This is a genomic window from Streptomyces lydicus (assembly GCF_004125265.1).
GTDB lineage: Bacteria > Actinomycetota > Actinomycetes > Streptomycetales > Streptomycetaceae > Streptomyces > Streptomyces lydicus_C.
Map to the genome: position 1 here is coordinate 5,520,082 of NZ_RDTE01000003.1, position 23,141 is coordinate 5,543,222.

22 protein-coding genes are annotated in these 23,141 nt (G+C 73.3%); 11 read left to right on the plus strand and 11 right to left on the minus strand.

All coding sequences use genetic code 11. The features are described from left to right. Window positions 1-223: 223 nt before the first annotated feature. Window positions 224-784: a cysteine dioxygenase gene (locus D9V36_RS26830; protein WP_129296009.1), complete on the minus strand. Its 561-nt coding sequence runs from the start codon at window positions 782-784 to the stop codon at window positions 224-226. Beyond that, on the minus strand, window positions 781-1,698 hold the full coding sequence (locus D9V36_RS26835) for an amidohydrolase (protein ID WP_129296010.1): 918 nt from the start codon (window positions 1,696-1,698) through the stop codon (window positions 781-783). The genes D9V36_RS26830 and D9V36_RS26835 overlap by 4 nt, the downstream gene beginning before the upstream one ends. 273 nt (window positions 1,699-1,971) lie before the next feature. Between D9V36_RS26835 and D9V36_RS26840 the strand changes: the two genes are divergently transcribed. The 4 genes from D9V36_RS26840 (at window position 1,972) to D9V36_RS26850 (ending at window position 5,243) form a co-directional block, all read left to right on the plus strand. Next, a complete protein-coding gene (locus tag D9V36_RS26840) occupies window positions 1,972-3,009 on the plus strand; it encodes a LacI family DNA-binding transcriptional regulator (RefSeq protein ID WP_129296011.1) in 1,038 nt (345 codons plus the stop codon). Window positions 3,010-3,241: 232 nt separating this feature from the next. After that, window positions 3,242-3,739 (plus strand): hypothetical protein, encoded by a 498-nt coding sequence (locus D9V36_RS26845; RefSeq protein WP_129296012.1) that lies wholly within the window; start codon window positions 3,242-3,244, stop codon window positions 3,737-3,739. A gap of 47 nt (window positions 3,740-3,786) precedes the next feature. Then, a complete protein-coding gene (locus D9V36_RS41110) occupies window positions 3,787-3,948 on the plus strand; it encodes a hypothetical protein (RefSeq protein WP_164993038.1) in 162 nt (53 codons plus the stop codon). Between the two features lie 221 nt (window positions 3,949-4,169). Further along, window positions 4,170-5,243, plus strand: a complete 1,074-nt coding sequence (locus D9V36_RS26850) for a sigma-70 family RNA polymerase sigma factor (RefSeq protein WP_241721051.1) — start codon at window positions 4,170-4,172, stop codon at window positions 5,241-5,243. A gap of 57 nt (window positions 5,244-5,300) precedes the next feature. Here the strand turns inward: D9V36_RS26850 and D9V36_RS26855 are convergent, their stop codons facing one another. The 4 genes from D9V36_RS26855 to D9V36_RS26870 all read right to left on the minus strand — a co-directional run bounded on the left by D9V36_RS26855 (window position 5,301) and on the right by D9V36_RS26870 (window position 8,923). After that, a complete protein-coding gene (locus D9V36_RS26855; protein WP_129296013.1) occupies window positions 5,301-6,227 on the minus strand; it encodes an ABC transporter substrate-binding protein in 927 nt (308 codons plus the stop codon). Window positions 6,228-6,304: 77 nt separating this feature from the next. After that, entirely contained in the window at window positions 6,305-6,976 is a 672-nt protein-coding gene (locus D9V36_RS26860; RefSeq protein ID WP_129296014.1) for an ABC transporter permease, read from the minus strand. A 7-nt stretch (window positions 6,977-6,983) separates the two neighbouring features. Next, window positions 6,984-7,658, minus strand: coding sequence for an ABC transporter permease (locus D9V36_RS26865; protein ID WP_129296015.1), 675 nt, complete (start codon window positions 7,656-7,658; stop codon window positions 6,984-6,986). Continuing rightward, entirely contained in the window at window positions 7,655-8,923 is a 1,269-nt protein-coding gene (locus D9V36_RS26870) for an ABC transporter ATP-binding protein (RefSeq protein ID WP_241721052.1), read from the minus strand. The genes D9V36_RS26865 and D9V36_RS26870 overlap by 4 nt, the downstream gene beginning before the upstream one ends. A 184-nt stretch (window positions 8,924-9,107) precedes the next feature. Between D9V36_RS26870 and D9V36_RS26875 the strand changes: the two genes are divergently transcribed. From D9V36_RS26875 to D9V36_RS41115, 3 genes are all read left to right on the plus strand, one after another. Beyond that, entirely contained in the window at window positions 9,108-10,592 is a 1,485-nt protein-coding gene (locus D9V36_RS26875) for an aromatic amino acid ammonia-lyase (protein WP_129296016.1), read from the plus strand. 402 nt (window positions 10,593-10,994) lie between these two features. Further along, the gene (locus D9V36_RS26880; protein ID WP_431357763.1) at window positions 10,995-11,900 is read left to right on the plus strand and encodes a MurR/RpiR family transcriptional regulator; all 906 of its coding nucleotides are present in this window, start codon (window positions 10,995-10,997) and stop codon (window positions 11,898-11,900) included. A gap of 206 nt (window positions 11,901-12,106) precedes the next feature. After that, window positions 12,107-12,688 carry a hypothetical protein gene (locus tag D9V36_RS41115; protein WP_164993039.1) on the plus strand — a complete coding sequence of 194 codons (582 nt, stop codon included), beginning with the start codon at window positions 12,107-12,109 and terminating at the stop codon, window positions 12,686-12,688. A gap of 218 nt (window positions 12,689-12,906) precedes the next feature. Here the strand turns inward: D9V36_RS41115 and D9V36_RS26890 are convergent, their stop codons facing one another. The 5 genes from D9V36_RS26890 to D9V36_RS26910 form a co-directional block, all read right to left on the minus strand. Next, the gene (locus D9V36_RS26890; protein ID WP_129296017.1) at window positions 12,907-14,259 is read right to left on the minus strand and encodes a diaminopimelate decarboxylase; all 1,353 of its coding nucleotides are present in this window, start codon (window positions 14,257-14,259) and stop codon (window positions 12,907-12,909) included. A 169-nt stretch (window positions 14,260-14,428) separates the two neighbouring features. Further along, window positions 14,429-15,373 (minus strand): ABC transporter permease, encoded by a 945-nt coding sequence (locus D9V36_RS26895; protein WP_241721353.1) that lies wholly within the window; start codon window positions 15,371-15,373, stop codon window positions 14,429-14,431. A 23-nt stretch (window positions 15,374-15,396) separates the two neighbouring features. After that, window positions 15,397-16,539 carry an ABC transporter ATP-binding protein gene (locus D9V36_RS26900; protein WP_206739735.1) on the minus strand — a complete coding sequence of 381 codons (1,143 nt, stop codon included), beginning with the start codon at window positions 16,537-16,539 and terminating at the stop codon, window positions 15,397-15,399. Next, complete coding sequence (locus tag D9V36_RS26905) at window positions 16,536-16,937, minus strand: transcriptional regulator (RefSeq protein ID WP_129296018.1); 402 nt, start codon at window positions 16,935-16,937, stop codon at window positions 16,536-16,538. The genes D9V36_RS26900 and D9V36_RS26905 overlap by 4 nt, the downstream gene beginning before the upstream one ends. Beyond that, the gene (locus tag D9V36_RS26910) at window positions 16,934-17,440 is read right to left on the minus strand and encodes a hypothetical protein (protein ID WP_129296019.1); all 507 of its coding nucleotides are present in this window, start codon (window positions 17,438-17,440) and stop codon (window positions 16,934-16,936) included. The genes D9V36_RS26905 and D9V36_RS26910 overlap by 4 nt, the downstream gene beginning before the upstream one ends. 235 nt (window positions 17,441-17,675) lie before the next feature. Between D9V36_RS26910 and hutU the strand changes: the two genes are divergently transcribed. The 4 genes from hutU to hutI are packed head-to-tail and all read left to right on the plus strand — an operon-like array spanning window position 17,676 to window position 23,141. Continuing rightward, the gene (hutU, locus tag D9V36_RS26915; protein WP_129296020.1) at window positions 17,676-19,346 is read left to right on the plus strand and encodes a urocanate hydratase; all 1,671 of its coding nucleotides are present in this window, start codon (window positions 17,676-17,678) and stop codon (window positions 19,344-19,346) included. Window positions 19,347-19,363: 17 nt separating this feature from the next. Then, window positions 19,364-20,581: an allantoate amidohydrolase gene (locus tag D9V36_RS26920; RefSeq protein ID WP_241721355.1), complete on the plus strand. Its 1,218-nt coding sequence runs from the start codon at window positions 19,364-19,366 to the stop codon at window positions 20,579-20,581. Beyond that, window positions 20,572-21,927, plus strand: coding sequence for a formimidoylglutamate deiminase (locus D9V36_RS26925; protein ID WP_164993040.1), 1,356 nt, complete (start codon window positions 20,572-20,574; stop codon window positions 21,925-21,927). The genes D9V36_RS26920 and D9V36_RS26925 overlap by 10 nt, the downstream gene beginning before the upstream one ends. Before the next feature lie 17 nt (window positions 21,928-21,944). Then, entirely contained in the window at window positions 21,945-23,141 is a 1,197-nt protein-coding gene (gene hutI / locus D9V36_RS26930; RefSeq protein WP_129296022.1) for an imidazolonepropionase, read from the plus strand.

The following is a 23,141-nucleotide window of genomic DNA, read 5'->3' on the forward strand; positions in this document are numbered from 1 at the left end:
GAATGGAAGGTCAATAGGTGCGGAGTAATTCGTGGTGGCGGGCGGGCGGGCGGGCGGGTCCGGTCGGTCCGGGCAGGTCGGGGTGGGGCTGAGTGGTCCAGGTGGTCCGGGTGGGTCTGAGTGGTCCGGGTGATCCGGGCGGGGCCGGCCGGTGCCGGCCCGCACTCGGCCGCCGCCGAGGGGCCGGGCCCCGGTCCGCCGCCTGAGCGCCCGGCCCGGCCGTTCAGGCCGCGGTCGTCGTCCCGTCCGCCGGCCGCAGCTCGTCCGCGTAGGAGACCGAGACCCGGCGCATCAGCCCGTCCGCGGTGATGTCGTACTGGCCCAGCCGCCACAGCGGCGGCGAGTAGGCGTGCACCGACACCGCATCGTCGCTCGCCCCGGTGAGCCGGTGGATGTGGTCCGGGCCGAAGGCGAAGGAGGAGCCCGCGCCGACCGTGGTGGCCAGGTGCTCGCCGCCGATCCGGGGGTTGGACTCGGTCAGTACGCCCTGGACGACCCGGACCGCCCCGGAGGAGAGGTCGTGGTCGTGCCAGCCGGTGTCGTTCTGCCGGGTCCAGCACAGCAGCCAGACGTCGACGAACTCGTCGCGGTGCAGGGAGGCGTAGTGGCGCTCGGTGTCCGAGAAGGCGACCTGTTCACGCCACAGGTCCGGCCGGGTGGCGAGCTCTTCGACCAGGTCCTGCAGCTCGCGCCGGTCGAGGTTGCGCTCGGGCAGTGCGGTGAACGGCTCCTCGCCGTCGGAGACCTCTCGGGCGGTGGCGGCCGGGGAGGTGCGGTACGTCATGGGCGGGCTCCTTTCGTCGGGCCCAGCAGGCGGGCCGGGTTGGCGGTGCGCAGGGCGTGCACGGCGGCCTGCGCGCCGAGGTCGGGGAGGACGGGCTCGGCATAGGGGCGGTCGCTGCCGCTGACGACGACATCGATGCCCGCCGCCCGGACCAGCGCGTCGACCGCACGGGTTCCGTACGAGGACGTCTCGTAGAACGCCTTGCAGTCCACCCGGCCGCGGTCCCGGCCGCCGCCGCGGGCGACCAGCCGTTCGCCGTGCAGCGGGGCCAGGCCGGCCAGGGCCGCGAAGCAGACCCGCAGGTCCGGGTGGCGCGGCCGGCCGAAGGCGCGGAAGGCGAACCACGAGGCGTGCAGCTGCTGGAGGTAGGGGACCAGGGCGGGCCACCAGGCGGGGGCGTCCCGGTCCGCGGCCGGGGCCGGGCCGGGGTGGACGAACAGCGGCGCGTCCCGCTCGGCGACGGCGTCCAGCAGCGGTGCGCAGCGGGCCCATCCGGCGGCGTCGAGCAGGGCGGTGGCGGGCAGTTGCAGCCCCACGCAGCCGCGGGCCAGCTCGCGCCGCAGCGCGTCGGGGTCCGGGTCGGGTGCGGACAGGCAGGCCGAGGCCCAGACGCCGAAGGGGGCGGGCAGGTCCAGCGCGCCGTCGTGGAAGGCGGCGAGCAGGGGTGCGGCCTCGGCGGGCGGCAGGTATTCGATGCCGAGCGGGCTGGAGAGCGACACCAGGGCCAGATCGAGGCCGTCGGCACGGGCGAGCCGGGCGCGGGCCGCGATGTCGTGGTCGGCGGGATCGACGGCGTACGGGGGCTCGCCCGGCAGGTGCAGCGTCCAGCCGTCCAGCCGCGGCGGTGCACTGCGGGACCGCAGCAGCGCGAGGAATCCGGGCGGCCAGAGGTGCTGGTGGACGTCGGTGGGCACGAGCCTCCCTCGGGGTGTGGGCGGTGGTGTGGGCGTTGGTGCGGTGGGGCGGGGCGGCGCGCGTCGTCGTGGCCCGCGCCCCGGACCGCTCGCTCCACCGCCGTGCTCAACCGCGTGCTTAACCGCTTCACTGATGCGTTTAAGTGAAACGCTTAACCGACGACGCTGTCAAGGCCCTGCCGGATCCGGCGGGCCGTTGCCGCCCCGGGGTGCCGCCCGGCGGGCGCCGCATCGTGACCGGCTGCCGCGCCCTCCTTGGGTAGGCTTCCGGACATGGCCAGGCCCAATAAGCGCACCACCCTCCGCGAGGTGGCCGAGGCCACCGGCCTCTCCACCGCGGCCGTCTCCTACGCGTTGCGCGGCAAGCACGTCTCCAAGGAAACCGAGGAGCGGGTGCGCAAGGCCGCCGCCGAGCTCGGCTACGAGGCCGATCCGATCGCCCGCGCCCTCGCCAGCGGCCGTACGAGCACGGTCGGGGTGCTCGCCGGTGATCTGCAGGACCTCTGGCAGCAGCAGCTGATGGCGGCGATAGGGCGTGAGCTGCTGGCCGGCGACCGCTATGCGCTGATCCTCGACGCGGGCGGCGACCCCGGACGGGAGCTGGCCCTCGCCAAGCAGCTGCGCGACCAGCGGGTGGACGGCCTGCTGGTCTCGCCCGTCGACCCGTCCGCCGAGGGCTGGTCGGCGATCGCCGACGCGGTGCCGGTGGTCTCCATCGGCGACGCCCTCAGCCGGGCCCGTACGGCGGGCGAAGTGCTCTTCGACAACCGGGCCGGCATCGATGCCGTCCTGGACTACCTCCGGGGGCTGGGGCACCGCCGGGTCACCGTGCTGACCCCCACCGGCCCGTCCACCCCCGACCGCCCCGCCGACGTCTATGTGCGCGAGGCCGCCGACCGGCTCGGCATCGAGGCCGAAGTCCTGCCCTGTCCGCAGGAGTTGGGGGAGGCGACCGCGATGGCCCGCCGGGTCCTGGCCAACAGCCCGGACGGCCGCCGTCCGGCCGGTCCCGTCCCGGTCACCGCCGTCTTCTGCTTCTCCGACTCCATCGCCTACGGCGTCTACGCGGCCGCCGCCGAGGCCTCCCTCACCGTCGGCCGTGACCTCTCGGTCGTCGGCTTCGACGACCACCCCGTCTCCCGGGTCCTCACCCCGCCCCTGACCACCGTCGACTGGGGCCTGAGCGAGATCGCCAAGGAGGCCGCCCGCCTCGCGGTCGCCGCCATCGAGGGCCGCCGGGTCCGCCGCAAGCGCATCCTGTGCGCCCCGCGCCTCTCGGAACGGGGGTCGGCGGTGGCGGCGCGGCGGTAGCGGGGCACCCGAAAGGCCTTCCTGTGGCCCGCAGGTGGCGCCCCGTCAGCTCGCTCGATTGCCGAACTTCCCCGTAAGCGGCCGCGTTTACCCCGAAATTACTTGCTATGGATCTTGCATTTGCGACGTCACCCATAGGCTGATCAAGGAATCGATCCACACGGGGAAACGGGGATATATGAGGTTCCGTAAGACCGCTGCGACCGCACTCACCGCACTGACCCTTACGGGGATGGCCGGTCCTGCCTCCGCGCACAGTGCGCCGCATTCCGCGAAATCGGTGAGTTCCGTCAAGGGCTTCAAGCTGAAGTCGCTCAGGTCGCCGGACGCCAAAACGCTGACGGCCACCCTTTCCATGCCCGCCGGGTACCACTTCACCGTGGCCGGCAAGAAGCTGGAGCTGGTCGGTCCCGGCCATCGGACGGTCGGTTCGCTGGGCACCGCCATCAAACTGAAGAACGGCAAGACGGCGCACGTCAGCTACCGTGCCGAGGGCGCCACGGTGACCGTGCGGGCGACCCGTAGCTTCCGGGATCTCGGCGTCACCGCGCGGAGCGTGGCGGCCGAGAGCTACGCCGAGTGCGCCGACGGCAAGATCAAGGATTATGTGGTGTCCGGCGGGATAGGCGGCTGTATAGCGGGCGCCGAGACCGGGTGTGCCGCGGGCGCCACGGCGGGGGCTTTCGGAGGCCTGGTATCCGGCGCGGTGCTTTCGCTTTCCGATTGCTGATGGCGGGCAAGCGCTGTTGACGGGCAAGTGCTGAAGATGGGCAAGAAATGAGAAAGGCGCTGATCGCCGGAGTTCTCGTGGTCGTGGTCGTTTTCGCGCTCACGCACACCGTGTTCTCCGGATTGACGGAACCTGCCCGGCTCGGGCTGAGCATCGTGGCCGGAGCGGTCGTCGGAGGGGTGTTGCGCGGCGTGCAGTTGCGCAGATGACCTGAGACGCGGGGGCGGGCCGGACCGTGGGGTCCGGCCCGCCTTTGCGTCGTTCCACCGGGGGCGGCTCCCGGGGTCTCCCGCGTCCCGGTTCCCCGGGTTCTTACGCGACCGGCCCCCGGCTGCGGAGCCCCGTGCCGAGGAGCAGACTGGTGCGGGATGCTCCGGTAGCGTCGGGCGCGTGCCGGCGGTCGGCCGACGGGCGGATGGGTGGGTCCTCGATGAAACGGTCCTCGACGAGCGGAACCACGGCGGACGGCGGGGCCGGACCGGTGGCCGGCGGCACGGGCCGCCCGCCCCGGACCGAGCCCGCGGACGCGAAGGAACCCGTGGCCCGGCAGGAGCCCGTGGACCGGCTGGAGGCCCACCGCACCGAGCTGACCGGCTACTGCTACCGGATGCTGGGCTCGGCGTTCGAGGCCGAGGACGCCGTGCAGGAGACGATGGTGCGGGCCTGGCGGGCCTACGACCGGTTCGAGGGGCGGGCGTCCCTGCGGTCCTGGCTCTACCGGATCGCCACGAATGTGTGCCTGGACCTGCTCAAGGGTGGTCAGCGCCGGGCCCGGCCGATGGATCTCGCCTCCCCGTCGAGCGTGGACGGCCCCATCGGCACCGGCCTGCCCGAGGCGACCTGGATCGGGCCCGTACCGGACCAGCGGGTGCTGGCGTCCGCGGCGGACCCGGCGGAGACCGCCGTCGCCCGGGAGTCGGTCCGCCTGGCGTTCATCGCCGCGCTGCAGCGGCTGGCGCCCCGGCAGCGGGCGGTGCTGATCCTGAGGGAAGTGCTCAGCTGGTCGGCGAGTGAGGTCGCCGAGCTGCTGGGCAGCTCGGTCGCCTCGGTCAACAGCGCCCTGCAGCGGGCCCGCGCGACGCTCGCCGCCTCCGGTGACGCCGCCGACGTGGTGCGGCAGCCGCTGGACGACGCCCAGCAGGCGCTGCTGCGGCGCTATGTCGACGCCTTCGAACGGTTCGACATGGACGCGCTCACGGCCGTGCTGCACGAGGACTCCACGCTCTCCATGCCGCCGCTGGAGCTGTGGCTGCGCGGCCGCGAGGACATCGTGAAGTGGATGCTGGGGCCGGGCTGCGGCTGCGAGGGGTCGCGTCTGGTGCCGGTCGCGGCGAACGGCCGGCCGGCGTTCGGGCAGTACCGCGCGGACGGCACGCCCTGGGCGATCCAGGTCATCGAGACGGCGGAGGGCCGGGTCACCGCGCTGCAGTGCTTCCTGGACACCGAGCGGCTGTTCCCGCTGTTCGGCCTGCCGCTCCGGCACGGCGGCCCGCCGCCCGGGTGAGGCCCGCCGCCCGGGTGAGGCGTGCGGTGGCGCGAGGCGTGCGGCCGCCGCCGGGGCTCAGCTCACCTTGTGCTTCTTCAGCCAGGCGTCGGCCACCCGGTCCGGGTCCTGCTTCTCCTTGTCGACGAGGCGGTTGAGCTCGGTGAGGTCGGCGGTGGTGAGGGTGTTGCCCAGCCGGGCCAGGGCCTTGCGGACCTTGGAGTCGGCCTTGCGGGCGGCGATCAGCGGGACGATGTGCTGGGCGGGGATGAGGTGCTTGGGGTCCGCGAGCAGGACCCAGCCGTTCTCCGCGGTGTCGACGTCGGTGGTGAAGACGTTGCCGACGTCGATATCGCCCTTCTTCAGTGCGCCCTTGACCAGCGGACCGGAGGAGTCCAGCGCCTTGAACTCCTTGAATTCCACCCCGTACTGGTCCTTGAGGCCGACGAGCCCGACGACCCGCTTCTTCATCTCGGCGGCCGCGCCGAACACCAGCTTGCCGTTGACCTTGCGCAGATCGGCGAGCGTCTTCAGGCCGTAGCGGTCGGCGGTCGCGCGGGTCACCGCGAAGCTGTCGCGGTCCTCGGCGGCCGCGTAGGGCAGGATCTCCAGGCCGTCGGGGAGCACGGTGGCCAGCGCGTTCTGCATCGCGCCCGCCTCGGTCTCGGTGGCCTTCTTGTCGAGGTAGAGCAGCAGACTGCCCTGGTACTCGGGGAGCAGGTCGATATCGCCGGAGCGCAGCGCGGGGACCACGATCTCGCGGGAGCCGAGGTTGGGCTTGACGGTGGCCTTGACCCCGGCGGCGGTCAGCACGCCCGCGTAGAGGTAGCCGAGGACCTGGTTCTCGGTGAAGTTGGCGGTGCCGATGACCAGTCCGCCGGTGCTGCTGCCGCTGTCGCCGCCGGCGCCGTCCCCCTTGAGGGAGGTGATGCCGGAGGAACAGGCGGCCAGCAGCGGGGCCGAGGCGCCGGCGAGGAGAGCGGTCAAGGCGGTACGGCGGTTCATGGGCGGGCTCCTCGGGTGCGTACGTAGGGGGCGGGGGCGGCGGGTGCTCAGCGTGCGGGTGGCCGGGCGGCAGGCGGTCAGCGTGCGGTGGCCGGGCGGCCGCGGAACAGCAGCCGGGTCAGCCCGCCCAGTGCCAGGTCGGCGACGACGGCGAGCACGGCTACCAGGGCCGCACCGCCGAGGACCTGCACCAGGTCGCGCTGCGCCAGCCCGTCGAAGACATAGCGGCCCAGCCCGCCGAAGCTGACATAGGCGGCGATGGTGGCGGTGGCGACGACCTGCACGGTCGCCAGCCGTACGCCGGTCATGATCAGCGGGAGCGCGAGCGGGAGTTCGACCTGCCACAGGACCTGGTGGCCGCGCAGCCCCACGCCCTTGGCGGCGTCCTTGACCTCGGGGTCGACGGCGGCCATCCCCGCGTACGTATTGGTGATGATCACCGGCACGGCGAGCGCGACCAGCGACACATACACCGGCCACACGCTCAGCCCGCCCGCGAGGAAGACCAGGGTGACCAGGCCGACGGTGGGCAGCGCCCGGCCGAAGGAGGAGAGGTTGACGGCGAGGAAGGCGCCGCGTCCGGTGTGCCCGATGAGCAGGCCGACGGGCAGCGCGATCACGGCCGCGGCGAGGGTGGCGAGCACCGAGTACTCCAGGTGCTCCAGGATGCGTGCGGCGATGCCCTCGGGGCCCGACCACTGGGCCGGGCTGGTCAGCCAGGCGGCGAGGTTCTTCAGGAGTTCGAGCATCGGCGCGTCACGCTGCCTTCCGCCGCAGAGAGGTGCGCTGCCGGGAGGTGCCGCGCCGCCAGGGGGTGCACAGCCACTGGACGGTCACCAGCAGCGCGTCGGCGACCAGGGCGAGCAGCAGGGTCAGGGCCACACCGGCGATGACCGGGGTGGGGAAGTTGCGCTGGAAGCCGTCGGTGAAGAGCTGGCCGAGGCCGCCGTAGCCGATGTAGCTCGCCACGCTGACCAGGGAGATGGACATGACGGTGGCGACCCGGACGCCCGCCATGATCACCGGGAGGGCGAGCGGCAGCTCGACGGTGAGCAGGGTGCGCAGCGGCCCGGTCCCCATTGCGGCCGATGCCTCACGGACCTTGACCGGGACCGCGTCCAGCCCCTCGACGGTGTTCCGTACGAGGACGACCAGGGTGTACGCGGTCAGACCGACGATCGCGGTGGTGCGGGTGAGGCCGGTGACCGGCAGGAGGAGGACGAAGAAGGCTAGGGAGGGGATGGTGTAGAGGATGTTGGACGCGCCCAGGATGATGCCGCGCAGCGGCCGTATCCGGTGGGCGAGGACCGCCAGCGGCAGCGCGATCAGCAGGCCGAGGAGGACGGCGGGTACGGCGGTGGCGAGGTGGTCGGCGGTCAGGCGGGCCATCTCGTCGGCGTGGTCGGGGAACCAGCCCCACTCGATGGTCATGCGGGGCGCTCCGTGGCGGAGGGGGGCTTGGGGGGCTCGGCGTCTTCGGGGGTGTCGCCGGGGCTGTCCGTGGGGGTGTCTGCGGGGGCGTGCGCTTCGGGGGCGGGCGTCCCCGGGGCGGGCCTCCCGGGGGTCGGCTCGGGGGCGGCGGTCCCGGCGGTCGGCGCCCGGCCCGCCTCCGCGTGGCTGCGGCCCGCCCGGTCGTGGATGGCGTCGCGGGAGGTGAGGCCGGTCAGCAGCCCGTCGTCGGAGACCCGGACGACGGCTGCGGCGGGAGAGGAGACCGCCTCGTTGAGCGCCGAGAGCAGCGAATCGCCGTCGCGCAGCGGCCGTACGGCCTCCAGCGGGGCCTCGCCGGCCGTCCCGCCGGCGGGCAGTGCGTCGGTGTCCAGCCACCCCAGCGGTTCCCCGCGCGGTGAGGTCACCACCCGCCAGCGGCCGCCGTCGCGGGGTATCCGGCCGACCGGGTCGTCGGCGCGTATCGCCCGGCCGGGGGCGTACGGAACATCCGCGAGGGTGGTGAGCGAGAGCAGCTTCAGCCCGCGCTCGGCGCCCAGGAAGCCGGCGACGAAGTCATCGGCGGGGCGGGCCAGCAGCTCGGCGGGCTCGGCGCACTGGACGAGCCGGCCGCCGGTGCGGAAGACCGCGATCCGGTCGCCCAGCCGGACCGCCTCGTCGATGTCGTGGGTCACGAAGACGACGGTCTTGCGCAGCTCCTCCTGGAGCCGCAGCAGCTCGTTCTGCAGCTGGGTGCGCACGACCGGGTCGACGGCGCCGAACGGCTCGTCCATCAGCAGCACCGGCGGGTCGGCGGCCAGCGCACGGGCCACGCCGACCCGCTGCTGCTGGCCGCCGGAGAGCTGGTGCGGATAGCGCTTGCCGGCGTCGGCGGGCAGGCCGACCAGCTCCAGCAGCTCGCCGGCGCGGGCGCGGGCCTTGCGCCGGCCCCAGCCCAGCAGCAGGGGGACCGTCGCGATGTTGTCCAGGATCGTACGGTGAGGGAAGAGGCCGGACTGCTGGATGACATAGCCGATGCCGCGGCGCAGCTCGGCGGCGTCCGCCTCCTGGATGTCGCGGCCGCCGACGCTGATCCTGCCGGAGGTCGGCTCGACCATCCGGTTGACCATCCGCAGGGTGGTGGTCTTGCCGCAGCCCGACGAGCCGACGAGGACGGTGACCCCGCCTTCGGGCAGGTCCAGGGACAGCTCGTCCACGGCGGTGGTGCCATTCGGGTATCGCTTGCTGACTGCGTCGAACTTGATCATCCGCTGCCCCTTGCCCGGCCTGCATAGTGTCATGCAGAGTCATAGGCACGTGAATAGAAGTCAATAGGTGGGAGTGAGTCGTCTGCCCCTCGCCTGCTGCTTCGGCTCACCGTACGGAGAGGGGTGTCGGGATTACGTCCACAAAGCGCGTTATAAGAGGGAGTTGAACCCCTTGGTATCTCACATGCTGGACAGTGGCCCCCGTGCCGGCCGGCGCATCACGCTCGACGGCACCGCCCTGCACAGCGCCGATATCGCCGCCCTCGCACAGCGCACCGCGCGCCCCACGGCGCCCGACCCCAAGGCCTTCGCCCGCGCCGAGGAATCCTGGGAGACCGCACGCCGCCTGGCCGCCACCGGCCGGGTCTACGGGCGCAGCACCGGCGTCGGCGCCAACCGCACGGAGGACGTCGGGGCCGCGGACGCCGAGCACGGACTGCGCCTGCTGCGCAGCCACGCCGGCGCGATCGGCGACCCGCTGCCCGGCCGCGAGGTCCGCGCCATGCTCGCGGTACGCGCCAACCAGCTGCTGGCGGGCGGCGCCGGCCTGAACCCCGCCGTCATCACCTCCCTGCTCACCGCCCTGGAAACCGGCGCAATCCCCGTCGTCAACGAACACGGCGGCGTCGGCACCGGCGACCTGGCCGCGCTCGCCCAGACCGGACTCGCGCTGGCCGGCGAACACCCCTGGCACTGCGTGCCCGGCGGCCGGGCCCCCGCCCCCATCGCCCTCGACAACAACGACGCCCTCGCCCTGATCAGCAGCAACGCCCTCACCCTCGGCCAGTCCACGCTCGCCCTCGACGAACTGCGCCGGCTCCTGGCCGCCTCCCTCCCCGTCGCCGCCCTCTCGCTGCTCGCGGTCGGCGGCTCGTACGAGCCGTTCGCCGAGCCGGTCATGCTCGCCCGCCCGCACCCCGGCTCCGCGGCCGCCGCCACCCGGCTGCGTACCCTCTCCGGCGTCCCGCCCCGCCCGGCCCCGCCCCTCGGCCGTATCCAGGACCCGTACGGCTTCCGCTGCATCCCGCAGATACACGGCCCGGCGCTGGACGCCGCCGACACCCTGGACGGGGTGCTGACGGTCGAGGTGAACGCCGCCGCCGAGAACCCCCTGATCAGCATCGAGGACCAGGCCGCCTACCACCACGGCAACTTCTACGCCGCACACACCGCGCTCGCGCTGGACGCCCTCCGACTGGCCGTGCTGCAGACCGCCCAGCTCTCCACCGCGCGGCTCGCCGCGCTCTCCGAGCCCGACTTCACCCGGCTGCGGCCGTTCCTCGGGGACGCGGCACCGGCCAGCTCCGGCGTGATGATCCTCGAATACGCGGCCGGTGCCGCGCTCGGCGAGATGCGCGCGGTCTCCCAGCCGGCCTCGCTCGGCCATGCCGTCCTCTCCCGCGGCGTCGAGGAACAGGCCAGCTTCGCCTCCCTGGGCGCGCGCCAGAGCCTGCGCGCCGCTACGCACTACCGCCAGGTCCTCGCCTGCGAACTGGTCGCCACCGTACGGGCCTTGCGGATGCGCTCCCTGGAACCCGACCCGGACATCCCGCTCGCCGCCGCTTATGCCTTCGCCGCCGACGCCCTCGACCCGCGGATGGAGGACCGGCCGCTGACGGAGGACGTGGCGGTCGCGGCGGGTCTGCTGGACGGGCTGGCGGAGCTGTAGGGGGAGGGAAGCGGGGAGTGGGGGAGGGTGGAGAGGGGCGGGCCGCCGGGTGGGCGGTGATGGGGTAGGGGCCCGGCGCTCTTACGGCCGGATCGCGGCGCGTAGCGCGGACCGGAGCGGGCCAGGAATTCCGTACAGTCGGCGACACAGGACAGGACAGGCCCCCGACCGGGCCGGGAAGAAGAGGCGATGAGCGGGGACGGGGACAACGGCGGCGCGACCGGCGGCGCGAGTGGCGGCGCGAGTGCCGGTGTGACCGGCGACGGGCCGCGGGGCGGGGGCGGCCGGGTGCCGGGCGCGCCGGTTGCCACGGACTCGGGGACGGACGCGGACGCGGGTGTGGGTGCGGACGCGAGTGCGGGGACGGACGCGGGTGCGGAGGGGAGCGCCGGGGCGGACACCATCGGCAGGGAGGGCACCGGCAGGGACGCCACCGGCAGGGCCGCCGCCACGGAAGCAGACCTCTCCGGTGCGGACACCGGTACGGCCGCCCGTCTCCAGAAGCTCTTCGAGGGCCACCGGCTGACCCCCACCCAGCGCCGGATCGCCCACTGCATGGTGCGCCGGGCCGCCGACGCCCCCTTCCTCTCCAGTGTCGAACTGGCGGAACTGGCCGGGGTCAGCCAGCCGTCCGTCACCCGCTTCGCCGTCGCCCTCGGCTTTGACGGCTACCCGGCGCTGCGCCGCCATCTGCGCGAGGTCGCCCCTGCGGACAAGCCCGGCGACACCGGCTCCTACAACGAGTACCAGCAGGCCGTCCAGGCGGAGATCGACAACCTCCGACGGCTCGCCGCCGCCCTCGCCGACCCGGCGCCGGTGGTCGAGGCCGGCCGCCTCTTCGCCGCCTCCCGGCCGCTCCCCGTCCTCGGCCTGCGCGCCGCCACCGCCCAGGCCGCCGGTTTCAGCTACTTCGCGCGTAAGGTCCACCCCGATGTCCGGCTGCTCGACGAGGGCGGCACCATGCTCACCGACCGCATCGACGCCGCGGTACGCGCCGGTGCGAGCGCCCTGCTCTGCTTCGCCCTGCCCCGCCACCCCCGCGAGGTCGTCGACGCGCTGGAATACGCCCGCACCGCCGGCCTGACCGTCGTCACCGTCGCCGACAGCGCCTTCGCCCCCGTCGCCCACCACACCGACCTCCTGCTCCCGGCCCCCGTCGGCACCGGCCTGGCCTTCGACACGGCCTGCGCTCCCATGCTCCTGGGACGCGTACTGCTGGAGGCGATGTGCGACGCACTCCCGGACGCCCAGGCCCGGCTGGAGGAATTCGACGCGGGGGCGGCGGCACGGGGGCTGTTCGTGGAGTGAGGCGGCCATGCCGTGCCATGTCGTGTGGTGTCGTGCCAGGCCGGGCCGTGTCCCCTCTCCCCTCTCCCCTCTCCCATGTCCCAGGACGGTGGACGGTGCCGGGGTGCCGACGACTGATGGTTCGTCACCGAAGTTTGACCGGATTCGTGCGCCCCGGTGCGGAAAAGGCCCAGGACGTCTGCCGTGCCGCGGAGGAGGATCGGCGCATGGCGATGATCAGGACGACGGGGGCCCGGCGCGGGATGCTGCCGATGGCGGTGCTGGGCGTGTGGGGCATGCTGGCGGCGGGATGCGGAACGCATCGGCCGGAGGGCGGCGCCGGTGCGGCCGAGTCCTCGCGGGCGGCGGCGGCGGCGACCCCGAGCAGACCCGCGGACTTTCCGTGCCCCGGCGAAAGTCCCTCCCCGGCACCGACGCACTCCTCGGGGCACACCGCGCCGCCCGCCGACCACTACGCCGAGAACCACGGCTTCCGGGTCCCCTTCCCCTTGCACGGTCAGCGCCGCTGCGACGGGCTCGCGGCCGTCAGACGCATCGAGAATGCGCTCGAACCGCTGCGCAAGCGTGCTGACTTCGACCCCGGGAGCACCCGCAGCGCGCTCACCGGCCTCGGCTACTCCGCCGGCAGGGTGCAGTCTCACCAGAACGGTCCCGCGGCAGTCAGCTTCCTCATCGACGCCTCTCCGCTGTGTCTGGAGGGCACGATGAACAGCAGGGCCACCGAGGCGGACGCCTTCGGTGGCTACCCCGACCACTCGGGCTGTGACGTCCCGTCCGGCGGCCACTGACCCTCAGTGGCCCAGCGGCCTCTCAGTGGCCCATCGGCCGAAACCGGTCAGGCTGCGCCGTGAAGGACGTACGGGTGGCAAACCCGGACGGCAATGGATCATCCTCCGGCTGTCACGGGACAGTCCGGGGGCCGAGGACCGGAGGAGTGCGAGCCGGCCGCTGAGTGGCGCGCGGCGGGCACCCGGCAGAAGGGCTTCGTCCGCCGGGTGCCCGCCCCCTACTCCCTCCCGAGCTCGCCCAGCGACTTCGCGTGCGCACCACCGCTTTCCGCGGTCAGTTCCTCCAGGGTCTGCGGGGTGCGGACGGTCGCGAAGCGGACGCCGCCGTCCGCGTCCGCCGCATAGCCGTAAATCCCGGGGCGGGGGAGGGAGTTGTAGGCGAAGTGGGTGGAGAAATAGTAGGCGCCGGTGTCCAGGAGGGCGGCGTGATCGCCGGCCTCCAGACGGGGGAGCGGACGATTCTCCGCGACCAGGTCACCCGCGAAGCAGCACGGCCCCGCGATGTCCTGGGCGACCGGAGCGTCCGTCTTGGGGCGCCCCTCGGCGTCGTACGCCGCGACCCGGATCGGCCAGGACTCGGGGACGAAGACCGTACGGGTGGCGACCTGGGCGCCGGCGTGGGTGACGGCGATGGGGCGGCCGCCGGCCGACTTGGCGTACTCGACCCGGGCGAGGACCGTGCCGTGCTTGGCCAGCAGCGAGCGGCCGAACTCGGTGACGAGACCGTAGCGCCCGGACAGCAGGCCGGGGACGGTCGAGTGCAGCAGCGCGGCGTACTCGCGGTAGGTCGGGGTGGTGGCGTCCGAGGAGAAGTTGACCGGCAGGCCGCCGCCGATGTCGAGGGTGTCGATCTGACGCCGGCCGGCCTTCTCGTTGATCTCCTCGGCGAGGTGGTACAGGGCCGTGACGCCCGCGGCCATCAGCTCCAGGGGCATGCCCTGGGAGCCGACGTGGCCGTGCAGCCGGGTCAGCCAGGGGCGGGCGAGGAAGGCCTGTACGACCCAGTCGCGGGCGCCCTCGTCACGCAGCCCGACGCCGAACTTCGAGGTGTCCGTGGCGGTGCTCATCGCCCCGATGCTGCCGCCGCCGATCTGGGGGTTGACCCGCAGGCCGATGGGCGCGCTGCTCGGCGCCGAGGCCATCAGCGCGTCGATCCGGGCCAGCTCCTCGGGGTTGTCGGCGTTGACGGCGATCCCGAGGGCCAGCGCCTCGCGCAGCTCGGAATGGGTTTTGGCCGGCGAGTCCAGAACGGTCCGGGCGACCGGCACCCCGGCGGCACGGGCCAGCGCCAGCTCGCCGGGGCTGGCCACCTCGCAGCCGAGCCCTTCCTGAGCGAGCAGCCGCAGTACGGGGACGAGTGAGGCGGCCTTCACCGCGAAGGCGTGCAGGACCGGGGTGCCCGGCGCGGTGAACTCCTCGAAGGCGGCGCGGAGTTCGGCCGCCGAGCGGCGGATCCCGGCGATGTCGAGCAGTCCGGCAACGGGCTCGCCGGGGCCTACCAGCCCCCGCGCGATGGCTGCCTGAATGGCATCGTCTCGCTGACTGGCACGGTCTCGCTCCGTGAAGTTCATGGGTCAACTCCATCATTGGGTGGGGGTGTGACGCCAACCGGGAGCCGGGCGCTCCCGGACCGTCCGTCTTGGCCCGGATCACCCGTCTCCGCCGAGCCATCCGCCTCCCCCCCCGGGTCCCTCCGTCCGCGTCGGACGGTCCGGACGGTCCGGACTGGGCGGCTCCCGCTCAGGCCGTCCGGCTGCCGCTCCACCCCGCCTTGCGGTGGCGTTCGGAGAGGCGGGAGCCGGACTCGCGGCGGGCGGCGCGGCGCAGGAGCGGGACGGCGAGCAGGAAGCCGAGGACGGCCCAGGCGGTGAGTATCAGCGCCACGGTCGGCAGCTCCCACGAACCGGCCGGTTCCGCGGCGCGCGCGGCGTCCGGCAGGAGGGCCGAGCGCAGGCCCTGGGCCATCCACCTCAGCGGGAAGACCGAGGCGATCTTCTGGACCACAACGGGCAGCGAGGTGAGCGGGAACATCGCTCCCGAGGTGATCAGCAGACCCATCGCGGGCAGCATGATCAACGCAAGCGCCTCACGGGGGTTCGGCAGCACGGCGCCGATGGCTGCCCCCAGCGGGACGACGGCGAGCAGCCCGAGCGCGCTGACCCACAGCAGCGTCAGCCACCCGCCGGGCCCGTGCGGCAGCGGCCCGTCCACCAGCACCGCGGCGGCCCCCAGCAGGACGACCAGGGTCCCGAACGCCACGGCGACCACCAGCAGGGACTTGGCCACGAGATAGGCGGGTATGCCGCCGGGAGTGGCGCGCAGCCGCAGCAGAGTGCCTTCCTCGCGCTCGGTCACCAGGATCTGCGGGAGATTGACCAGCCCGATCTGGAACAGCAGATAGGCGGCGAAGCCCGCGAGCGTCAGATGGGCCATCGGGACCCGGGTGCCGGGGACCTCGTCGCTGATATAGCCGGCGAGCAGCAGCGCGACGACGACGTTGACCAGATGGCCGCCGAGTTCCTTGGGGTTGCGGACGAGGTGGCGGAGTTCGATGCCACCGCGCAGGAGCCCGGCGCGCCAGTAGCGACGACGACGCGATCCCGCTCCCGCGGTGGCTCCGGCCGGGGCCACCCGTCCCGCAGCGTCACCCCCCTGGGCTGTGCCCGTTACCACGGCCGCTTCCATCGAAGTCTTCACTCCGGTCCCCCTCATGCTTCCTTCTCCCCGCCCAACGAGGATTCCCCGTCCAACGAGGATCCCCCGCCCAACGAGGATTCCCCGTCCGGGGGCTCTGCGCCCGAGGCTGTTGTGCTGGCGGCCTCCCCGCTCCAGGCCGCGGCCTCGCCGGCACTCCTGATCCCTGCCCCCGCCCCGGCTCCGTCCCCGCTCCCGGCTCCGTCCTCCCGGTGCACCATGTGCAGGTAGGTGTCCTCCAGCGTCGGGCGGCGGACCTCCAGGTCGGCCACCGGTCCCTGGGCGTCCCGGTGGAGCTCCCAGACCAGCCGGGAAGGGTCCTCGGTACGTTCCCTGCGGGCCGTGCCGTCGGCCGTCGTCCAGCGGACCTCGGCCTGCGCGGCCGCTCGACGGGCCAGCTCCGCCGGGGTGCCGCCGGCCCGGATCCGGCCGCTGACCAGCACGGCTATCCGGTCGGCCAGCCGCTCGGCCTCCGCCAGGTCGTGGGTGGTGAGCAGGACCGTGACGCCCTCGTCACGGGCGAGGCGTTCGACCAGGTCGTGGAAGTCGCGCCGGGCCTCGGGGTCGAAGCCGGTGGTCGGCTCGTCCAGGAAGAGGAGTTCCGGGCGGCCGACGATCGCCAGTGCCACGTCGAGGCGCCGGCGCTGACCGCCGGAGAGCCGGTCGACCTGCTGCCCGGCCTGCTCGGCGAGGCCCACCAGGGCCAGCAGCTCGGCGGGATCACGGGGAGCGGGGTAGTACAGGGCGAAGTGCCTCAGCAGCTCGGCCACCCGCCAGCGGCGGTGGTCGCGCCAGGACTGCAGGACCAGGCCGATCCGGGCACGCCAGGCGTCGTCGCCGCGCGCCGGGTCCGCCCCCAGGACGGTGACCTCCCCGGCGGAGCGCTGCCGGAAGCCTTCCAGGATCTCGACGCTGGTGGTCTTTCCCGCACCGTTGGGGCCGAGCAGCGCGAAGATCTCGCCGCGGTGGATGTCCAGATCGATGCCGTGCAGGACGTGTGTGTCCCCGTACGACATCCTCATGTCGCGTACCCGGATGACGGGCCCGGCGGCGGATCCCGCCGGTCCCGCGGCGGTCGGCGCGGTCGTGGACCGGGGGACGGCCGGTTGTGAAGCGGTCGTGGACGAGGGGACGGTCGGCTGTTCGGTTGTCGTCATCGGCTCGCCTTCGCGCGCTGTTGCCGTTGCCCTGTCCCCGGTGCCGCCGCCGTGGTCTGGGCCGATGCCGCGGATTCGGCAGCCGGTGGGGGCGCCGCCGCGGGCCCCGCGCCCTCGACGATGGCCCGCAGCGCGGCCACATGTCCCTCGAAGGCGGTCCGGCCGCGGTGCGTCAGCCGTACCTTGGTGCGCCGCTTGCGGCCGCCGCCCTCCTTGCGGATCTCCAGATACTCCGCCTCTTCCAGGGTGTGCAGCTGCTTCGAGAGCGCGGAGTCGCTGAGCGAGAGGCTGTCGCGGATGAAGGGGAAGTCGGCCCACTCCGTGGCGGCGAGCAGCGCCACCACCGACAGCCGGGTGGAGGGGTGGATCAGTTCGTCGAAGCCGCTCGGGGTGCTCATCGGACTGCTTCCTTCCGGAGGGTTCTCGTGCCGCGGTCGCGCAGTGAGCCGACCGCCCAGCGGTTCGCCGGCCCGACGAAGAGGGCGAAGGTGCCCGCCGAGACGGTGGCCTGGATCAGGCTGCCGAAGGGCAGCGCCAGCCAGTCGACCAGCAGGCCGGAGCCCAGGATGGTCAGCATGGTCACCGCCATGCCCGCGAAGAAGATGGCGAACGACCGCCAGCTGTGGCGCGAGCGGTGCAGTCGCATCCGGGTCCTGCGGTTGTAGAGCACAGCCAGCGAGCCGAGCAGGGCGACATAGACCGTAAGCGCCAGCCAGAACGCCCACCCGGGCAGATCGAGGCCCGATACGGCGACGAACACCCACATGACCGCGGCCGTGGTGTAGGCCGACCCCGAGTCGTTCCGGGCGGTTCGCTCGATCTCGTCGTACACCCGCTCCTGCGGTACCCGGATGCGCTGCAGGTCCTTCCAGGCCTGTTCGGCATTCACCGATGTGCTCATGTTCGTCGCCTCCCCAAGGCGGTCCGGACGGGGCGGGTCCGGACGATTCCCCGTTGACTTGCCCACTGGGAAAGTTAGCGCAGACTTTCCCGGTAGGCAAGTCAAAAATCCTCGGAGAGTTGGCCGGTTCGTGCGGCTCGCGGCAGGCGGCCCACCGCGCCCTGTTGACTAGGGCTATTCATCAACCTCAATATGTGAATAGCTCAATCCATTCGACGTCAGGGAGGCACGGCCCATGTCGGGACCGCGACCCGTGCGGGCACCGCGCGGTACGGAGCTGAGTGCTCGGGGATGGCAGCAGGAAGCCGCGCTGCGCATGCTGCAGAACAACCTCGATCCGGAGGTGGCCGAACACCCGGACCAGCTCGTCGTCTACGGCGGCACGGGCAAGGCCGCACGTGACTGGCGCTCCTTCGACGCCATGGTGCGCACGCTCACCACGCTCAAGCAGGACGAGACGATGCTCGTCCAGTCCGGCCGGCCGGTCGGCGTGATGCAGACCCACGAGTGGGCGCCGCGGGTGCTCATCGCCAACTCCAACCTCGTCGGCGACTGGGCCAACTGGGAGGAGTTCCGCCGCCTGGAGGCCCTCGGGCTGACCATGTACGGCCAGATGACCGCCGGTTCGTGGATCTACATCGGCACCCAGGGCATCCTCCAGGGCACCTACGAGACCTTCGCGGCCGTCGCGGCGAAGAAGTTCGGCGGCACCCTGGCCGGGACGATCACGCTCACCGCCGGCCTCGGCGGCATGGGCGGCGCCCAGCCGCTCGCCGTCACCATGAACGACGGCGTCGCCATCTGCATCGACGTCGACCCGCGCGCCATCGAGCGCCGGATCGAGCACCGCTACCTGGACGTGAAGGCCGACAGCCTCCAGCACGCCCTCCAGCTCGCCGTCGAGGCCCGCGACCGGCGCAAGCCGCTCTCCATCGGCCTGCTCGGCAACGCCGCCGAACTGCTGCCGCAGATGCTCGCCGAGGGCGCGCCGATCGACATCGTCACCGACCAGACCAGCGCCCACGACCCGCTGGCCTACCTCCCGGTCGGCATCGACTTCGACGACATGGCCGCCTACGCCGCCGAGAAGCCCGCCGACTTCACCCAGCGGGCCCGCGAGTCGATGGCCCGGCACGTCGAGGCCATGGTCGGCTTCATGGACGCCGGCGCCGAGGTCTTCGACTACGGCAACTCGATCCGCGGCGAGGCCCAGCTCGCCGGATACGAGCGCGCCTTCGCCTTCCCTGGCTTCGTCCCTGCCTATATCCGGCCACTGTTCGCCGAGGGCAAGGGGCCGTTCCGCTGGGCCGCGCTGTCCGGCGACGCCCGCGACATCGCCGCGACCGACAAGGCGATCCTGGACCTCTTCCCGGAGAACGAGTCGCTGGCCCGCTGGATCAAGCTGGCCGGTGAGCGCGTCCACTTCCAGGGCCTGCCCGCCCGGATCTGCTGGCTCGGCTACGGCGAGCGCGACAAGGCCGGCGAGCGCTTCAACGAGATGGTCGCCGACGGGACGCTCCAGGCCCCGCTGGCCATCGGCCGCGACCACCTCGACTGCGGCTCCGTCGCCTCGCCCTACCGCGAGACCGAGGCCATGAAGGACGGCTCGGACGCGATCGCCGACTGGCCGCTGCTCAACGCCATGGTCAACGTCGCCTCCGGCGCCTCCTGGGTCTCGCTGCACCACGGCGGCGGCGTCGGCATGGGCCGCTCGATCCACGCCGGCCAGGTCACCGTCGCCGACGGCACCCCGCTGGCCGGCGAGAAGATCCGCCGGGTGCTCACCAACGACCCCGGCATGGGCGTCATCCGGCACGTCGACGCGGGCTACGAGCGGGCCGACGAGGTGGCCGCCGAGCGCGGCGTCCGCATCCCGATGCGCGAGGGCGAAGGCGGGGACGCGTGACCGCCTCGTTCCACGAGATGTGGGAGGAGCTGCGGCCGCTGGGCCGCGACTCCTCCTCCGGGGGCTACCGCCGCTACGCCTGGACCGGGGCCGACGCCGACTGCCGCGCGTGGTTCCGGGACCAGGCCGAGGCCCGCGGGCTCGCCTACGAGCTGGACCGCAACGGCAACCAGTGGGCCTGGCTCGGCGCCACCGGCTACCAGGACGTGGACCCGGGCGAGGCCGTCGTCACCGGCTCGCACCTGGACTCCGTGCCCGACGGCGGCGCCTTCGACGGCCCGCTGGGTGTCGTCTCCTCCTTCGCCGCGCTCGACGAACTCCGCCGGAGGGGGGCGGAGTTCGACAAGCCCCTGGCGATCGTCAACTTCGGCGACGAGGAAGGCGCCCGCTTCGGCCTGGCCTGTACCGGCTCCCGGCTCGCGGCCGGGGCACTGACCCCCGAGGCCGCGCACCGGCTGCGCGACGGCGAGGGCGTCACCCTCCCGCAGGCCATGGAGCGCGCCGGATACGACCCGGAGGCCATCGGCCCGGACCCCGAACGGCTCGCCCGGATCGGCGCGTTCGTCGAACTGCACGTCGAGCAGGGCCGAGCCCTGGACCTGTCCGGCGATCCGGTCGGCATCGCCTCCGCCATCTGGCCGCACGGCCGCTGGCGCTACGACTTCCACGGCGAGGCCAACCACGCCGGCACCACCCGGCTGGAGGACCGCCGGGACCCGATGCTCAGCTACGCCGCGACCGTGCTCGCCGCCCGCGAGCAGGCCCGGCTGGCCGGTGCGGTGGCCACCTTCGGGAAGATCAGCGTGGAGCCCAACGGCGTCAACGCCATCCCCTCGCTGGTCCGCGGCTGGCTGGACTCCCGCGCCCCCGACCAGGACACCCTGGACACCGTGATCACCGGGATCGAGCGGGCCGCCGCCGAGCGCGCCGCCCGCGACGGGGTGGATCTGGCCGTCGTCCGCGAATCCTTCACCCCCGTCGTGGAGTTCCAGCACGCCCTGCGGGACGAGCTGAGTGCGATCCTCGGCAAGTCGGGGGAGCGGACCGTGCCCGTCCTGGGCACCGGCGCCGGGCACGACGCGGGTATTTTGTCCGGAACGGTGCCCACCGCGATGCTGTTCGTCCGCAACCCCACCGGGGTGTCGCACTCGCCCGCCGAGGCGGCGGACGAGGACGACTGCACCGCCGGGGTCACCGCACTCGCCGACGTACTGGAGGGGCTGGCGTGCCGCTGACGACGCAGGCAACACCGACGACGTACTGGCTCGAACACGCCTGGCTCGGCACCCACGCCGAGCCGGGCGTGACGGTGGACACCGCGGACGGCCGGATCACCGCCGTCCGCACGGGTACGGACACCCCGCCGCCCGGCGCCACCACGCTGCGCGGCCTGACCCTCCCCGGCCTCGCCAACGCCCACTCGCACGCCTTCCACCGCGCCCTGCGCGGCGTCGTCCAGGTCGGCACCGGCACCTTCTGGACCTGGCGCGAGGTGATGTACAGCGTCGCCGACCGGCTCACCCCCGACACCTATTACGCCCTCGCCCGCGCCGCCTACGCCGAGATGGCGCTGGCCGGCATCACCTGCGTCGGCGAATTCCACTACCTCCACCACGCGCCGGGCGGCACCCGCTACGACGACCCCAACGCCATGGGCGAGGCGCTGATCGCCGCAGCCGCCGACGCCGGCATCCGGATCACCCTCCTGGACACGGCCTATCTCTCGGCCGGTTTCGGCGCCCCGCCCGACCACCACCAACTGCGCTTCTGCGACGACACCGCCGAGCGCTGGGCCGAACGCGCCGACGCGCTCAAGGAACGTGCCCACGCCCGCATCGGCGCCGCCATCCACTCCGTACGCGCCGTCCCCGCGGACCAGCTCGGCACCGTCGCGGACTGGGCCCGTCAGCGGCAGGCCCCGCTGCACGTCCACCTCTCGGAACAGACCGCCGAGAACGACGCCTGCCGCGAGGCCCACGGCTGCACCCCCACCCGGCTGCTGGCCGACCACGGCGCGCTGGGCAGCCGTACCACCGCCGTGCACGCCACCCACCTCACCACCGAGGACATCGAGCTGCTCGGCGGCTCCCACACGGGCGTGTGCATGTGTCCCACCACCGAACGCGATCTGGCCGACGGCATCGGCCCGGCCGCCCGGCTCCAGGGCCGCGGCAGCACGCTGTCCCTCGGCAGCGACAGCCACGCCGTCATCGACCTGCTCGAAGAGGCCCGGGCCATGGAGCTGGACGAGCGGCTGCGCACCCGCACCCGCGGGCACTGGACGGCCGCCGCCCTGCTGCGCGCCGCGACCGCCGACGGCCATGCCGCCCTGGGCTGGGACGACGCCGGTGCCCTGGAGGCCGGCGCGCTCGCCGACCTCACCACGATCGCACTGGACTCCGTACGCACCGCCGGACCAGCGCCCCGGCTGGCCGCCGAAACGGCCGTATTCGCCGCCTCCGCGGCGGACGTACGGCACACCGTGGTCGGCGGCCGGCAGATCGTCCGGGACGGTGTGCACACCCTTGTCCCCGACGTACCCACCGCCCTCGCAGAGTCCATCGCCGCGGTACGCGGCTGAAGGAGAACACCCCCGCGATGACGACGACCTCCACGCCGACCTCCACGCCGACCACCACCGCCATCACCCACATCTCCCAGCTCGTCACCAACGACCCCTCCCTCGGTGAAGGCCCCCTCGGTCTGATCCAGGACGCCACGGTCGTCATCGACGGCGACCGCATCGCCTGGGTCGGTGCCTCCAGCAAAGCACCCGCCACTGACAACGCCGTCGACGCGGACGGCCGGGCGGGCATCCCCGGCTTCGTCGACTCCCACTCCCACCTGGTCTTCGCCGGCGACCGCACCGCGGAGTTCAACGCCCGGATGTCCGGCCGCGCCTACTCCGCAGGCGGCATCCGCACCACGGTCGCCGCCACCCGCGCCGCCAGCGACGAGGCGCTGCACGCCAACGTCGCCCGCTACCTCGCCGAGGCGCTGCGCCAGGGCACCACCACCCAGGAGACCAAGTCCGGCTACGGGCTCACCGTCGAGGACGAGGCCCGCGCGCTGCGCATCGCCGCCGAACACACCGACGAGGTCACCTTCCTCGGGGCGCACATCGTCTCGCCCGACTACGCCGACGATCCGGCCGGCTACGTCGACCTCGTCACCGGCCCGATGCTGGACGCCTGCGCCCCGCACGCCCGCTGGGTCGACGTCTTCTGCGAGCGGGGCGCCTTCGACGGCGACCAGGCCCGGGCCGTCCTCACCGCGGGCAAGGCCAGGGGCCTGGTGCCGCGGGTGCACGCCAACCAGCTCGGCCACGGCCCCGGCGTCCAGCTCGCCGTCGAACTCGGCGCCGCCTCCGCCGACCACTGCACCCACCTCGACGCGGCCGACATCGACGCCCTGGCGCACTCCGACACCGTCGCCACCCTCCTGCCGGGCGCCGAGTTCTCCACCCGCGCCCGGTGGCCCGACGCCCGCCCGCTGCTCGACGCCGGCGCCACCGTCGCGCTGTCCACCGACTGCAACCCCGGCTCGTCCTTCACCAGTTCCATGCCGTTCTGCATCGCGCTGGCGGTCCGTGACATGGGGATGACGCCCGACGAGGCGGTGTGGTCGGCGACCGCGGGCGGCGCGCGTGCCCTGCGCCGTACGGACGTCGGACGGATCGCGCCCGGCGCCCGCGCCGACCTCGCCCTCCTGGACGCGCCCTCACACGTCCACCTCGCCTACCGGCCGGGCGTCCCGCTCGTCTCGGCCGTGTGGCACAAGGGCGTGCGCGTCTGA

Coding starts and splice junctions, on each gene's coding strand:
- D9V36_RS26830 (WP_129296009.1), bottom strand. CDS start 784: ATGACGTACCGCACCTCCCCGGCCGCCACCGCCCGAGAGGTCTCCGAC.
- D9V36_RS26840 (WP_129296011.1), top strand. CDS start 1,972: ATGGCCAGGCCCAATAAGCGCACCACCCTCCGCGAGGTGGCCGAGGCC.
- D9V36_RS26845 (WP_129296012.1), top strand. CDS start 3,242: ATGGCCGGTCCTGCCTCCGCGCACAGTGCGCCGCATTCCGCGAAATCG.
- D9V36_RS41110 (WP_164993038.1), top strand. CDS start 3,787: ATGAGAAAGGCGCTGATCGCCGGAGTTCTCGTGGTCGTGGTCGTTTTC.
- D9V36_RS26850 (WP_241721051.1), top strand. CDS start 4,170: ATGAAACGGTCCTCGACGAGCGGAACCACGGCGGACGGCGGGGCCGGA.
- D9V36_RS26855 (WP_129296013.1), bottom strand. CDS start 6,227: ATGAACCGCCGTACCGCCTTGACCGCTCTCCTCGCCGGCGCCTCGGCC.
- D9V36_RS26860 (WP_129296014.1), bottom strand. CDS start 6,976: ATGCTCGAACTCCTGAAGAACCTCGCCGCCTGGCTGACCAGCCCGGCC.
- D9V36_RS26865 (WP_129296015.1), bottom strand. CDS start 7,658: ATGACCATCGAGTGGGGCTGGTTCCCCGACCACGCCGACGAGATGGCC.
- D9V36_RS26870 (WP_241721052.1), bottom strand. CDS start 8,923: ATGATCAAGTTCGACGCAGTCAGCAAGCGATACCCGAATGGCACCACC.
- D9V36_RS26875 (WP_129296016.1), top strand. CDS start 9,108: ATGCTGGACAGTGGCCCCCGTGCCGGCCGGCGCATCACGCTCGACGGC.
- D9V36_RS41115 (WP_164993039.1), top strand. CDS start 12,107: ATGGCGATGATCAGGACGACGGGGGCCCGGCGCGGGATGCTGCCGATG.
- D9V36_RS26890 (WP_129296017.1), bottom strand. CDS start 14,259: ATGAACTTCACGGAGCGAGACCGTGCCAGTCAGCGAGACGATGCCATT.
- D9V36_RS26895 (WP_241721353.1), bottom strand. CDS start 15,373: ATGGAAGCGGCCGTGGTAACGGGCACAGCCCAGGGGGGTGACGCTGCG.
- D9V36_RS26900 (WP_206739735.1), bottom strand. CDS start 16,539: ATGACGACAACCGAACAGCCGACCGTCCCCTCGTCCACGACCGCTTCA.
- D9V36_RS26905 (WP_129296018.1), bottom strand. CDS start 16,937: ATGAGCACCCCGAGCGGCTTCGACGAACTGATCCACCCCTCCACCCGG.
- D9V36_RS26910 (WP_129296019.1), bottom strand. CDS start 17,440: ATGAGCACATCGGTGAATGCCGAACAGGCCTGGAAGGACCTGCAGCGC.
- hutU (WP_129296020.1), top strand. CDS start 17,676: ATGTCGGGACCGCGACCCGTGCGGGCACCGCGCGGTACGGAGCTGAGT.
- D9V36_RS26920 (WP_241721355.1), top strand. CDS start 19,364: ATGTGGGAGGAGCTGCGGCCGCTGGGCCGCGACTCCTCCTCCGGGGGC.
- hutI (WP_129296022.1), top strand. CDS start 21,945: ATGACGACGACCTCCACGCCGACCTCCACGCCGACCACCACCGCCATC.